Consider the following 12,538-nt stretch of genomic DNA (forward strand, 5'->3'; position numbering starts at 1 on the left):
CGGCCGCAGGGCTCCCGACCGGGAGCCCTGCCCGGTGGGCATCAGCGCAGGCCGGCGCTGATCGCGCTCATCACGGTCGCGTCGGCGAGCGTGGTCGTGTCCCCGACCTCCCGGCCCTCCGCGACGTCACGGAGCAGGCGCCGCATGATCTTCCCCGAGCGGGTCTTGGGCAGCTCGTCGACCAGCACGACGGTGCGCGGTCGGGCGATGCTGCCGATCTGGCGCGCGACGTGCTCCCGCAGGGCGACCACCGCCTCCTCGGGGGCCTGGGCGCCGCGGGCGCCGTCGCGCAGCACCACGAAGGCGACGACGGCCTGCCCGGTCGCCTCGTCCGCCGCCCCGACGACGGCCGACTCGGCGACCGAGGGGTGGGCGACGAGCGACGACTCGATCTCGGCGGTCGAGAGCCGGTGCCCCGACACGTTCATCACGTCGTCGACGCGCCCGAGCAGCCAGATGTCGCCGTCGTCGTCGCGACGAGCGCCGTCGCCGGCGAAGTACCGGTCGCCGAAGCGCCCCCAGTAGGTCTCGACGTAGCGCTCGTGGTCGCCCCAGATGCCGCGCAGCATCGACGGCCACGGCTCGGTGACCACGAGCAGCCCGCTGCCGCCGGGGCCGACGGGTGCCCCGTCGTCGTCGACCACGTCGACCACCACGCCCGGCACCGGCGTCTGCGCGGCCCCGGGCTTGGTCGCCGTGACGCCGGGCAGCGGCGAGACCATGATCGCGCCGGTCTCGGTCTGCCACCACGTGTCGACGACGGGGGTCCGGCCCGAGCCGACCACCTCGCGGTACCAGAGCCAGGCCTCGGGGTTGATGGGCTCGCCGACGGAGCCCAGCAGACGCAGCGACGAGAGGTCGCGGGCGAGGGGCAGCTGCCGCCCGGCCTTCATCGCGGCACGGATGGCCGTCGGGGCCGTGTAGAAGAGGGTCACCCCGTACTTCTCGACGATGTCCCACCAGCGCCCGGGAGCGGGGGAGTCGGGGGTCCCCTCGTAGAGGACCTGCGTCGCGCCGTTCGCGAGGGGCCCGTAGACGACGTAGCTGTGGCCGGTGATCCAGCCGACGTCGGCGGTGCACCACCAGACGTCGGTGGCCGGGCGGAGGTCGAAGACCGTCGCGTGGGTCGTCGCGACCTGGGTCAGGTAGCCGCCGGAGGTGTGCAGGATGCCCTTCGGTCGGCCCGTGGTGCCGCTCGTGTAGAGGATGAACAGCGGGTGCTCGGCCGGGAAGGGCTGCGCGACGTGCTCGTCGCCGACGCCGTCGAGGGCCTCGTGCCACCAGAGGTCGCGGCCCTCGACCCAGTCGACGGCCTGGCCGCCGCGGCGCACGACGAGCACAGTCTGGACGGTCGACGGCCCGCCCGTGGCGAGCGCGGCGTCGACGGCGGGCTTCAGGGGCCACACCGTTCCCCGTCGCCAGCCGCCGTCGGCGGTGACGACGACGGTCGCCCCGGCGTCGTCGATGCGGGCACGGAGGCTCTCGGCGCTGAACCCGCCGAAGACGACGGAGTGCACGGCGCCGAGGCGGGCGACGGCGAGCATGACCACCACCGCCTCCGGGATCTGGGGCAGGTAGACGACGACGCGGTCGCCCGCCCCGACGCCGAGCGACGCGAGCAGGTTCGCGGCGCGCTTGACCTCCCGGGTCAGCTCGTCGTAGGTGACGGCACGGCTGTCGCCGGGCTCGCCCTCCCACAGCAGGGCGACGCGGTCGCCGTGGCCGGCCTCGACGTGCCGGTCGAGGCAGTTGTAGGCCACGTTGAGGGTTCCGTCGGCGAACCAGCGGGCGACGGGCGCGTCCGTCCAGTCGAGCGCCTCGGCGGGAGGGCGGTGCCAGGTGAGGCGCTCGTGGGCCTGTCGCAGCCAGAAGCCCTCCCGGTCCGCGGCGGCCGCCGCGGCCAGCTCCGGGCCCGCCGCGGCCTCCTCGACGAACTGCGCGGAGGGCGGGATGACCAGGCCGGGGGAGGCGGCCGCCCCGTGGTCGTCACCGGTGGGGGTGGAGGGGGCGGTGCCGTCGGTCATGTCGGTCCTCTCGCGTCGTCGCGGTGCGGCGGCCGGGGCCGTCGCGCCGACCCTACTCCGGCGGCCGGACGCCGCAGGCGCGCCCGGCACCTCGACCGGCGCTGCGACACACCGAGACGGATCGGCCTCACCCGTGGCGTCCGAGCGGGTAGCTGGGGTACAGTGATGCACGTCGGGATTCGTCCTGGCAGGCAGTGCGAGCGATTCCCCCCGATCCAGCACTGCCGTGGCGGCACCCGTTCCCCCCGACTGGTGCCGCCCCTCTCGTTTAACCCGGTCGTCGCCCCCGGGTGGCCGGGGCGTCGTCCCTCCCCAGGACGCTCCGAACGAAGTCGTTCCGGGGTCGGCGTGCACTGATCTGTCTGGGTGGCCGCCGCTGGCTAGCGTCGGCGGATGGACGAGACCGATCGTGGAGCAGCCCGGAGTCACCCCGACCTCACCCGCGGGTGGCCGCCGGGGCGGTACGTCCCCGACGTGCCCGGGAAGCGGGGTCGTGATCGGGGTACGTCGGGCCGTTCCGGGGTACAGGTCGAGGCCGCCCGGGGAGCCTCCGCGCACCGCGAGGCAGACGTAAGCGCGGTCGGCCACGACCTGGGGCCGCTCAGCGCGCTGCTCGACGACGACGTCACCGACGTGTTCGTGAACGGAGGCGCGGGCACCTGGGTCGACCGGGGCGCGGGGGCCCGCCCCGACCCTCGCGTGCACCTCTCCGAGGGGGACGTGCGCTCACTGGCCGCCCGGCTCGTCGCCCGGGGCGGGCGGCACGTCGACGAGGCGACGCCCTGCGTCGACGTGCGGCTGCCGGGGGGCGTGCGCGTGCACGCCGTGCTGCCGCCCGTCTCGACGACGGGCACCCTCCTCTCCGTCCGGCTGCCTCGCCCCGAGCCGCTCGGCCTCGACGAGCTCGCGGCCGCCGGCTTCTTCGCACCGGGCGACCACGCCGTCGTGCGGGGGCTGGTGGAGACGCGCGCGAACGTCCTCGTGACCGGCGCGGGAGGGGCGGGCAAGACCACCTTCCTGGCGGCCTTCCTCTCTGCGGCCGACCCGGGCGACCGCGTCGTCCTGATCGAGGACCTCGCGGAGCTGCGCCTCCGGCACCCGCACGTGGTCTCGCTCGAGGCCCGACAGCCCAACCTGGAGGGCGTGGGCGGCATCGACACCGCGCGCCTGCTGCGGGAGGCCCTCCGGATGCGTCCCGACCGGCTCGTGGTGGGGGAGTGCCGGGGCGTGGAGGTGCGCGACCTCCTGTCGGCCCTCAACACCGGGCACGACGGCGGAGCCGGGACGCTGCACGCCAACGGGCTCGCCGACGTCCCCGCCCGGCTCGAGGCCCTCGGCGCCGTCGCCGGCCTGGCCCCGTCGGCCCTCGCCCGGCAGGCGGTCAGCGCCGTCGACGCCGTGCTGCACGTCGAGCGCCGGGACGGTGGTCGGCGGCTCGCGCAGATCGGCTCGCTGGCCCTGGGCCCGTCGGGCGAGCTCGTCGCCCGGGCGGGCCTCCGCGCGGCGGGGGAGCCGTGAGGCGGAGGCGGCCCCTGAGGCGGCACGACGGGGCGGTCGCCGTCGAGCCGGGTCGACCGGTGCGGAGGGCACCGCCCACGGCGGTCGCCGTCGTCCTGGAGCGCACCGCCGTGCTGCTCGGGGCGGGAGTGGCCCCCGCGTCGGCCTGGCGGCACCTCGCCGGGTCAGAGCGCCACGCCGTGGTGGCTGCCGTCGCGCAGCGCGTCGGCACGCAGGCAGCCCGCGGCTCACCGGTCTCCGTCGCCCTCCTCGACGCCCTCCGCAGCAGGCCCTTCGCCCGCGTCCCGGACGGGCTCCGCGCGGACAGGGAGTGGCGTCAGGTCGCGTGCGCCTGGCGTGTGGCCGAGCAGAGCGGAGCGCCCCTGGCGGACTGCCTCCGGTCGTTCGCCCGCGCCCTGCGCCAGTCCGAGGAGGTGCGCCACGAGGTGGAGGTGGCGCTCGCCGGCCCCCGCGCCGCCGCGCGGATCGTGCTCGGGCTCCCCGTGGTCGGCCTCCTCTTCTCCCTCGGCTCCGGCGTCGACGCGGGGGCCGTGCTGGTCTCGCCCCTCGGCGGAGCGTGCCTGGCGGGCGGCGGGGCCCTGGTCGCCGCCGCCCGGGCCTGGAACGCCCGTCTCGTCCGCGGAGCGACGCCGCCGGGCGACGTGCCCGGCCTGCGGCTGGAGCTGCTGGCCGTCGCGCTCGCGGGAGGCGGCTCGTGGCAGGGGGCGGTGGCGCTCGTGGCCCGAGCCGTGGAGGAGTGCCTCGTCGACGGGCCGTCCGGCGACGACGACGGCGCCGCCGTCCTGGAGCTGTCCCGGCGGGCGGGCGCGCCGGCGGCCGAGCTCCTCCGGGCCGCCGCCGTGGAGGAGCGGCTGGAGGCCGCCACCACGGCGCGCTCGGCGGCGGCGCGGCTCGGGTCGACCCTGATGCTCCCCCTGGGGGCCTGTGTCCTCCCGGCCTTCCTGCTGGTGGGGGTCGTCCCGCTCGTCGCGGCACTCGTCTCCTCCACCGCCGGCGTCCTGTGATCCCTCTCCCCAGGCCGGCGTCCCCGCCCGAGGGCCGGGCCCGGGGAGGCCGCACACTCGCACCAGGTCGCCGCGGCGGCCCGCCGACCCGGCCGGGTCGGCGAACGACGAGAAGAAGAGGACCTCATGACCACTGCCCAGACATCCGTCACCCGCTGCTCGGCGCCCGGCCGCTGCTCGGCGCCCGCGGGCGGGTCCGCGCCCGCCAGGTCGTCCGCCGCGCTCCGACCGGGCGGGCCTGACGTTCCCCGGGCCGCACCGCGGCTCCGGCGACTCGTCGCGCACCTGCGCTCGGAGGTCGGCGCCGCGACGGCGGAGTACGCCATCGTCATCATGGCCGCGGTCGGCTTCGCCGGCGTGCTGCTCGCCGTGATGCGCAGCGACGAGGTGCGGGCCGTGCTCAGCGACCTCGTGCGGTCGGCCCTGTCGGTGGGCTGACGGGTGCCCCGCGGGCTCCGCGACGACGCGGGGAGCGTGACCGTCGAGTTCGCGGTCGTGCTGCCCGCCGTCCTGCTCCTCCTCGCGCTGGTCGTCGGGGCGTCGGCCGCCGCCGCGCAGTCGATCCGCCTCGCCGACGCGGCGGCGGTCACCGCCCGGCAGACGGCCCGCGGCGACGGCGGGCGGGCCGCGGCGGTGCTCGGGCAGCTCGCGCCCGGCGCCGCGGTGCAGTCGACCGAGGGCGAGGGGCTCGTCTGCGTGGTCCTCCGCCGACCGGTCGACGCGGGCCCGCTCACGGGCGTCGTCGTCCTGACCTCCCGCAGCTGCGCCCCGGCGCTCGGGGGCTGACGTGGGAGGGAGGGCGCCGGGCCCCGTGCCCGGCGACGAGGGGGCCGCCTCCGTCCTGGTCGTGGCCGTCCTCGTGGGGGTCGTCGTGCTCGCCGTCGCCGTCGTGGGCGGCGGGCGCGCCCTGGCGGAGCGCAGCCGGGTCAGCGGAGCCGCCGACGCCGCGGCGCTGGCGGCGGCCGACGTCGCCGCCGGTCTGGTCGCGGGGTCGCCCTGCGACCGGGCCGGGGCCCTCGCGACGGCCAACGGCGTCGTCCTCACGAGCTGCCGCGTCGACGAGCTGGTCGTCACCGTGAGGGTGACGACGAGCCTCGCCGGGGTGGTCGTGGGGGCCTCCGCGACGGCGGGTCCGCCGCCGACCGGCACCGTGCCTCCCGGGCTCCCGCCGTGAGGTGGCCGCCCGCCGCGTGTGTGTATGGTGTGCCTGTCGGCGGCACACGTCAGCGCCGTCGCGCTGGTCGGGGTGCGACGCGAGTCGCCCGCCGCCGACCGTCTGACCGGCCTCCCGGGGCTGGTCCCGTCGTTCCCCCCAATGCAAGGAGTCCCGTGCCAGGCACGAAGAAACTGGTCATCGTCGAGTCGCCCGCGAAGGCCAAGACGATCGCCCAGTACCTCGGCAGCGGCTACGAGGTGCTCGCCTCGGTCGGCCACATCCGCGACCTCGTCGAGCCGAAGAACCTGCCGGCCGAGCTGAAGAAGGGCTCGCTGGGCAAGTTCTCCGTCGACGTCGAGAACGGCTTCGAGCCCTACTACGTCGTCTCCGACGCCAAGAAGAAGACGGTCTCCGACCTCAAGCGCGCCCTCAAGGGCGCCGACGAGCTCTACCTCGCCACTGATGAGGACCGCGAGGGCGAGGCCATCGCGTGGCACCTCCTCCAGGAGCTCAAGCCGAAGGTCCCCGTGAAGCGGATGGTCTTCCACGAGATCACGAAGGACGCCATCCAGCAGGCGCAGGAGAACACGCGCGAGCTCGACACCGCGCTCGTCGACGCCCAGGAGACCCGGCGCATCCTCGACCGGCTGTACGGCTACGAGGTCTCGCCGGTCCTCTGGCGCAAGGTCGGCCCCGGCCTCTCCGCCGGTCGGGTTCAGTCCGCCGCCACGCGGCTCGTCGTCGACCGGGAGCGCGAGCGGCTCGCCTTCGTCTCGGCCTCCTACTGGGACCTCACCGCGACCTTCGAGCCCGACGGGGAGGCGCTGCCCTTCTCCTCGAGGCTCGTCCGGGTGAACGGCTCGCGCGTCGCCAGCGGCCGTGACTTCGACGACCGCGGCCGGCTCAAGGGCGAGGCCGTCTCGCTCGACGAGCAGTCGGCCACGGCGCTGACGCGGGCCCTCGAGGCCGAGGGCGTCGACGTCGTCGTCTCGTCGGTCGAGTCGAAGCCCTACACGCGGCGCCCCGCCGCGCCCTTCACCACGTCGACCCTGCAGCAGGAGGCGGCGCGCAAGCTCCGCTTCTCCGCCCGCCAGACGATGAGCGTCGCGCAGTCCCTGTACGAGAACGGGCACATCACCTACATGCGCACCGACTCGCCGTCGCTGTCGCAGCAGGCCACGAACGCCGCCCGGAAGCAGGCGGCCTCCCTCTACGGCGCCGAGACGGTGCCCGAGAAGCCCCGCACGTACGCCGGCAAGAGCAAGAACGCGCAGGAGGCGCACGAGGCGATCCGCCCCTCGGGCGACACGTTCCGCACGCCGAGCGAGATGCAGGGCGCGCTCCGCGGCAACGACTGGAAGCTCTACGACCTCATCTGGAAGCGCACCGTCGCCTCGCAGATGGCCGACGCCAAGGGCTCGACGGCCTCGGTCGTCGTCTCGGCGACGACGCCCGACGACGTCGCGGGCATCACGCCCCGCACCGCCGCCGGGACCCTGGCGGAGTTCGTCGCGACCGGCACCGTCATCACCTTCCGCGGCTTCCTCGCCGCCTACGAGGAGGGTCGGGACGAGGACCGCCACGGCGCCGCCGAGACCGCCGACGCGAAGCTGCCCGTGCTGGCCGAGGGCCAGCACCTCGTCCTCGACGACGTCGAGGCCAAGGGCCACGACACCAGCGCGCCGCCCCGCTACACGGAGGCGAGCCTGGTCAAGACCCTCGAGGAGCTCGGCATCGGGCGGCCGTCGACGTACGCCGCCATCATGTCGACGATCGTCGACCGCGGCTACGTGACCCCGCGCGGCACCGCCCTCGTGCCGAACTGGATCGCCTTCTCGGTCGTCCGGCTGCTCGAGGAGTACTTCGGCGACCTCGTCGAGTACGACTTCACGGCCAGCATGGAGGACGACCTCGACCAGATCGCCGGCGGCGACGCCGACCGGGTCGACTGGCTGAACGGGTTCTACTTCGGCAACGAGACCCACCGCGGCCTGCGCAAGGTCATCGACAACCTCGGCGAGATCGACGCCCGCGACATCAACTCCATCCCGCTGGGCGAGGGCATCACGCTCCGCATCGGCCGCTACGGTCCGTACCTCGAGGCGCCCGGCGACGACCCGGAGACCCCGCGGCGCGTCAACGTGCCCGAGGACCTCGCCCCCGACGAGCTCACGCCCGCCAAGGCGCGCGAGCTGATCGAGGCGCCCGTCGTGGGCGACCGCGTGGTCGGGACGAACCCGGAGTCGGGCAAGGAGGTCGTCGCGAAGGACGGCCGATTCGGCCCGTACGTCACCGAGCGCACGCCGGAGGAGGTCGAGGCCGACCCGGCGACCGGTGAGGTCGTCGAGGCTCCCGCCGCGGCGCCCGCGACCGGGGCCGCGGCCCCGGCCAAGAAGCCCGCCGCGAAGAAGGCCGCCCCGAAGGAGCGCACGGCGTCGCTCTTCAAGAGCATGAGCGTCGACACGATCGACCTGCAGACCGCCCTCGCGCTGCTCGACCTGCCCCGCACCGTCGGCCTCGACCCCGAGAGCGGCGACGAGATCCAGGCCCAGAACGGCCGCTACGGCCCGTACCTGAAGAAGGGGACGGACACCCGGTCGCTCACCTCGGAGGACCAGATCTTCGAGATCGACCTCGCCGGCGCCCTCGAGGCGTTCGCGCAGCCCAAGTACGGCGCCCGCCGAGCCAGCAGCGCGCTCGCCGAGTTCGCGGCCGACCCGGTCAGCGGCAAGCCCATCAAGGTCAAGGACGGCCGCTTCGGGCCCTACGTGACCGACGGCGAGACGAACGCCACCATCCCCCGCGGAGAGACGGTGGAGGAGGTCGACTTCGACCGCGCCGTCGAGCTGCTCGCCGACAAGCGCGCCAAGGGCCCGGCGAAGCCGAAGGCCAAGGCCCCCGCCAAGAAGGCACCGGCCAAGAAGGCCCCCGCCAAGAAGGCGCCCGTGAAGAAGGCCGCGACGACGAAGGCCGCCACGACCGGGGCCGCGACCGCGAAGGCCGCGACCACGAAGGCCGCCACGACGAAGGCCGCGACCGCGAAGGCCGCGACCGCGAAGGCCGCGGCCGCGAAGGCGGCGGCGACCGAGGCCGCGTCGTCGACGACCGACTCGACTGGCGAGTAGTGGCGGGCCTCTTCGTCACGTTCGAGGGCGGCGACGGCTCGGGCAAGACCACGCAGGCGGGCCTGCTCGAGTCGTGGCTGACCGAGCAGGGTCGTCGGGTCGTGCGCACCCGAGAGCCGGGCGGCACCGACCTGGGGCTGGAGCTGCGCGAGATCGTGCTGCACCGCCGTGGCCACATCGCCCCGCGCGCCGAGGCGCTCCTCTACGCGGCCGACCGGGCCCAGCACGTCGACACCCTCGTCCGCCCCGCGCTGGAGCACGGCGACGTCGTCGTGCAGGACCGCTACATCGACTCCTCGGTCGCCTACCAGGGCGCCGGTCGCGTGCTGGGCGGCGACGAGGTGCGCGACCTCTCGCGCTGGGCCGTGGAGGGCCTCGCCCCCGACCTGACCGTCCTGCTAGACCTCGACGAGGCCGCGGCCCGGTCGCGCCTCGACGCGTCGCGCACCACCTACGACCGCCTCGAGGCCGAGGCCCAGGACTTCCACGCGAGGGTCAGGGCCGCCTTCCTCGCGATCGCCGACGCCGAGCCCGAGCGCTTCCTCGTCGTCGACGCGACCCTGCCCGTCGACGCGATCGCCGCCTCCGTCCGGTCCCGCGTCGAGACCCTCCTCGACCGCCCGTGACGTTCTGGGACGACCTCACCGGCCAGGCCGACGCCATCGACTCCCTGAAGGCGGCGGCCTCGGCCGACCCGGCGAACTCGTCGATGACGCACTCCTGGCTGATCACCGGCCCGCCCGGCTCGGGCCGCTCGAACCTGGCCTACGCTTTCGCCGGGGCGCTGCTCGCCCGGGGCGACGACGACGAGGCGACCGCGCGCCAGGTGGCGGCACGGTCGCACCCCGACCTCGCGGTGCTGAGCACGGAGCGCATCATCATCACCATCGACGAGGTCCGGTCGCTCGTCGCGGCCTCGCAGTTCTCGCCCTCCGTCGGGCGGTACCGCGTCGTCGTCATCGAGGACGCCGACCGGATGACCGAGCGGACCTCCAACCTGCTGCTCAAGGCCCTCGAGGAGCCGCCGCCCCGCACGGTGTGGATCCTCTGCGCGCCGAGCGAGGCCGACCTCATCCCGACGATCCGGTCCCGCGTGCGGAGCGTGCGCCTCCGCGTCCCGTCCGTGCACGACGTCGCCGCCCTGCTCGAGCGCCGGGGGGTCGAGCCCGCCACCGCCCTGGTCGCCGCCCGCGAGGCGCAGAGCCACATCGGGATGGCCCAGCGGCTCGCGACCAACCCCGAGGCGCGCGCCCGACGGCGGACGACCCTCGAGACCGCCCTCGGCATCCGCTCGGTCTCCGACGCGGTGATCGCTGCCTCCACCATGCTCGCCGTGGCGGGGGACGACGCCAAGGCCATCACCGAGGAGCGCGACGCGGAGGAGCGCGCGAGCGCCCTGCGCTCCCTGGGCGTCGAGCCCGGCGGCACCGTCCCGCCCGCGCTGCGGAGCCAGCTGCGCGCCCTCGACGACGACCAGAAGCGCCGCGCGACGCGCAGCCTCCGCGACGGCATCGACCGCATCATGGTCGACCTGCTGTCGCTCTACCGGGACGTCCTCCTGCTGCACCTCGGCGTCGGCGACGACCTCGTCAACGAGAGCATCCGGCCGCAGCTCGAGCAGGCGGTGACGGCCTCGACGCCGGCCACCACCCTCGCCGTGATGGACGCGGTCAGCGTGGCCCGGCGGCGCATCGAGTCGAACGTCGCCCCCGCCCTCGCGCTGGAGGCGATGCTGGTCGCCGTCAGCAGGCACGCGGTCCGGTGAGGCAGGATGTGCCCATGACCGACCCCACAGCGACAGCCCCTCCCGGACTGCGTGAGCGCAAGAGGCTGGCCACCCGACGAGCGATCCAGGTCGCCGTCCTCGACCTCATCGCCGAGAACGGCTTCGACGCCGTCACCGTCGAGATGATCAGTCGCCGCGCCGACGTCTCGCCCCGCACCTTCTTCAACTACTTCACGTCGAAGGAGGAGGCCGTCGTCGGCGACCCGCCCGAGCTGCCCGACGGCGCCGCCATCGACCAGTTCGTGGACGGGCACGACGAGCCCATCCTCGACGGCCTCGTCGCCCTCCTCGACCAGGCCGTCGTGACGGCCACGGTCGACCGTGAGCTCGTGCAGCGCCGTCGCATCGTGCTGCGCGCCCACCCCGACCTGTTCGCGAAGCGGATCGCGTCGATGCGCGACTTCGAGGAGCGCCTCTCCGAGATCGTCGCGCGTCGCTTCACCGCCGACCCGCGCCTGTCCGCCGCCGTCTCCGACGGGGGAGGGCGTGCGCTGCTCGAGAGCCGCGCGCACCTCGTCACGCTCGTCGTCATCGCGGCGCTCCGGCACGCCTGGGCCGAGTGGATCGACGACGACGACGCCGACCACGCGGCCGACCACCGCTTCAGCCTGCGGGCCCGCATGGAGGACTCGTTCGCCGACCTCCGCCGGGTCGTGACGCGAGAGCTCTGAGAATCCGCTACAGTTGGTGATCGTGCCGAGAGGCACGGGTTCTCGATCTGATCGAGATCCGCCGCTTTAGCTCAGTCGGTAGAGCGTCTCACTCGTAATGAGAAGGTCTGGAGTTCGATTCTCCAAAGCGGCTCCCCCAGAGGCCCGGATCCCCACGGATCCGGGCCTCTCCTCGTCTCGGCCGGGCGGCCGGGTCCCGCCGGCGGAGGCGTCCGACCGCCGTGGTGCCTGGTAGACAGGTCGCATGACGACTCGATGGGGCATCCTCGGCGCCGGCGGCATCGCCGACGCGTTCACGGCCGACCTGCTCGGCGCCGGGCTGACGGTCACGGCCGTGGGCTCGCGCCGGCTCGACAAGGCGCGGGAGTTCGCCGACCGCCACGGCGTGGCCGGTGCGCACGGCAGCTACGAGGAGCTCGTCGCCGACCCCGAGGTCGACGCGGTCTACGTCGCCACGCCCCACCCCTTCCACCGCGACGCGGCCCTGCTCGCGATCCGCGCGGGGAAGCACGTCCTCGTCGAGAAGCCGTTCACGGTGAACCAGGCCGAGGCCGCCGAGGTGCTCGACGCGGCCCGTGAGGCCGACGTGGTGGCGCTCGAGGCGATGTGGACGCGCTTCCTGCCGCAGCAGGTGCGGCTCCGCGAGGTGGTGCGGGCCGGGGTCGTCGGCGAACCGCGACTCCTCACGGCCCACCACCTCCAGGCGCTGCCGACCGACCCGCGTCACCGCATCAACGACCCCGCCCTCGGCGGCGGCGCGCTGCTCGACCTCGGCGTCTACCCGGTCTCGTTCGCCGCCGACCTGCTCGGGCCGGTCGAGACGGTCGCCGCCACCGGCGTGCTCAGCGACCAGGGCGTCGACCGGCGCATCGGCGCGTCGCTGCTGCACGCCTCCGGCGCCACCTCGACGGTCTTCGCCGCCCTCGACACGGCCGGCGCGAACACCGCCGTCCTGTACGGCAGCGAGGGTCGCATCGAGGTCGACGCCACCTTCTACGCCCCGGGCGGCTTCACCGTCCTCGACGCGGAGGGCGCCGTGGTCGAGCGCTACGACGCCGTCGACGACGGGCTGCGCGGCATGCACCACCAGGCGGTCGAGCTCGAGCGCCTCGTCGCCGCCGGCGAGCGGGAGAGCCCCGCCCTGACCCACGCCGACATGCTCGAGGTGATGCGCGTGATGGACGAGATGCGTCGCCAGGTGGGCGTCCGCTACCCCGGAGAGGCCGGAGGCGCGGTCCGCGTTCCGTAGGATGA

General features: G+C 74.9%; 11 protein-coding genes and 1 tRNA gene. 11 read left to right on the forward strand and 1 reads right to left on the reverse strand.

Going from position 1 to position 12,538, the window contains the following annotated elements:
- Nucleotides 1-41 precede the first annotated feature (41 nt).
- The gene (gene acs / locus ASF82_RS02980) at nt 42-2,024 is read right to left on the reverse strand and encodes an acetate--CoA ligase (protein ID WP_082514264.1); all 1,983 of its coding nucleotides are present in this window, start codon (nt 2,022-2,024) and stop codon (nt 42-44) included.
- A 393-nt stretch (nt 2,025-2,417) separates the two neighbouring features.
- Here acs and ASF82_RS02985 point away from each other — a divergent pair, with 393 nt between their 5' ends.
- The 11 genes from ASF82_RS02985 to ASF82_RS03035 all read left to right on the forward strand — a co-directional run bounded on the left by ASF82_RS02985 (nt 2,418) and on the right by ASF82_RS03035 (nt 12,533).
- Nucleotides 2,418-3,542 carry a TadA family conjugal transfer-associated ATPase gene (locus ASF82_RS02985; protein WP_082514265.1) on the forward strand — a complete coding sequence of 375 codons (1,125 nt, stop codon included), beginning with the start codon at nt 2,418-2,420 and terminating at the stop codon, nt 3,540-3,542.
- Between the two features lie 59 nt (nt 3,543-3,601).
- Nucleotides 3,602-4,546 (forward strand): type II secretion system F family protein, encoded by a 945-nt coding sequence (locus ASF82_RS02990; protein ID WP_056053171.1) that lies wholly within the window; start codon nt 3,602-3,604, stop codon nt 4,544-4,546.
- Nucleotides 4,547-4,672: 126 nt separating this feature from the next.
- Nucleotides 4,673-4,984, forward strand: a complete 312-nt coding sequence (locus ASF82_RS15885; RefSeq protein ID WP_056053175.1) for a DUF4244 domain-containing protein — start codon at nt 4,673-4,675, stop codon at nt 4,982-4,984.
- Nucleotides 4,985-5,020: 36 nt separating this feature from the next.
- On the forward strand, nt 5,021-5,332 hold the full coding sequence (locus tag ASF82_RS03000) for a TadE family type IV pilus minor pilin (RefSeq protein WP_235491147.1): 312 nt from the start codon (nt 5,021-5,023) through the stop codon (nt 5,330-5,332).
- Between the two features lie 25 nt (nt 5,333-5,357).
- Nucleotides 5,358-5,720, forward strand: a complete 363-nt coding sequence (locus ASF82_RS03005; protein WP_082514266.1) for an Rv3654c family TadE-like protein — start codon at nt 5,358-5,360, stop codon at nt 5,718-5,720.
- Between the two features lie 155 nt (nt 5,721-5,875).
- Entirely contained in the window at nt 5,876-8,827 is a 2,952-nt protein-coding gene (gene topA / locus ASF82_RS03010; protein WP_056053181.1) for a type I DNA topoisomerase, read from the forward strand.
- On the forward strand, nt 8,827-9,453 hold the full coding sequence (tmk, locus tag ASF82_RS03015; RefSeq protein WP_056053183.1) for a dTMP kinase: 627 nt from the start codon (nt 8,827-8,829) through the stop codon (nt 9,451-9,453). Before topA ends, tmk begins: the two co-directional genes overlap by 1 nt.
- Nucleotides 9,450-10,592, forward strand: coding sequence for a DNA polymerase III subunit delta' (locus tag ASF82_RS03020; RefSeq protein ID WP_056053187.1), 1,143 nt, complete (start codon nt 9,450-9,452; stop codon nt 10,590-10,592). The genes tmk and ASF82_RS03020 overlap by 4 nt, the downstream gene beginning before the upstream one ends.
- A 14-nt stretch (nt 10,593-10,606) precedes the next feature.
- Nucleotides 10,607-11,284 (forward strand): TetR family transcriptional regulator, encoded by a 678-nt coding sequence (locus tag ASF82_RS03025; protein ID WP_056053190.1) that lies wholly within the window; start codon nt 10,607-10,609, stop codon nt 11,282-11,284.
- A 60-nt stretch (nt 11,285-11,344) separates the two neighbouring features.
- A tRNA-Thr gene (locus ASF82_RS03030) sits at nt 11,345-11,417 on the forward strand.
- A gap of 111 nt (nt 11,418-11,528) precedes the next feature.
- A complete protein-coding gene (locus ASF82_RS03035; protein ID WP_056053192.1) occupies nt 11,529-12,533 on the forward strand; it encodes a Gfo/Idh/MocA family protein in 1,005 nt (334 codons plus the stop codon).
- The last annotated feature ends 5 nt before the right edge of the window (nt 12,534-12,538 follow it).

It is taken from the genome of Frigoribacterium sp. Leaf164 (assembly GCF_001423665.1).
Taxonomy (GTDB): Bacteria; Actinomycetota; Actinomycetes; order Actinomycetales; family Microbacteriaceae; genus Frigoribacterium; species Frigoribacterium endophyticum.

Coding starts and splice junctions, on each gene's coding strand:
- acs (WP_082514264.1), bottom strand. CDS start 2,024: ATGACCGACGGCACCGCCCCCTCCACCCCCACCGGTGACGACCACGGG.
- ASF82_RS02985 (WP_082514265.1), top strand. CDS start 2,418: ATGGACGAGACCGATCGTGGAGCAGCCCGGAGTCACCCCGACCTCACC.
- ASF82_RS15885 (WP_056053175.1), top strand. CDS start 4,673: ATGACCACTGCCCAGACATCCGTCACCCGCTGCTCGGCGCCCGGCCGC.
- ASF82_RS03025 (WP_056053190.1), top strand. CDS start 10,607: ATGACCGACCCCACAGCGACAGCCCCTCCCGGACTGCGTGAGCGCAAG.
- ASF82_RS03035 (WP_056053192.1), top strand. CDS start 11,529: ATGACGACTCGATGGGGCATCCTCGGCGCCGGCGGCATCGCCGACGCG.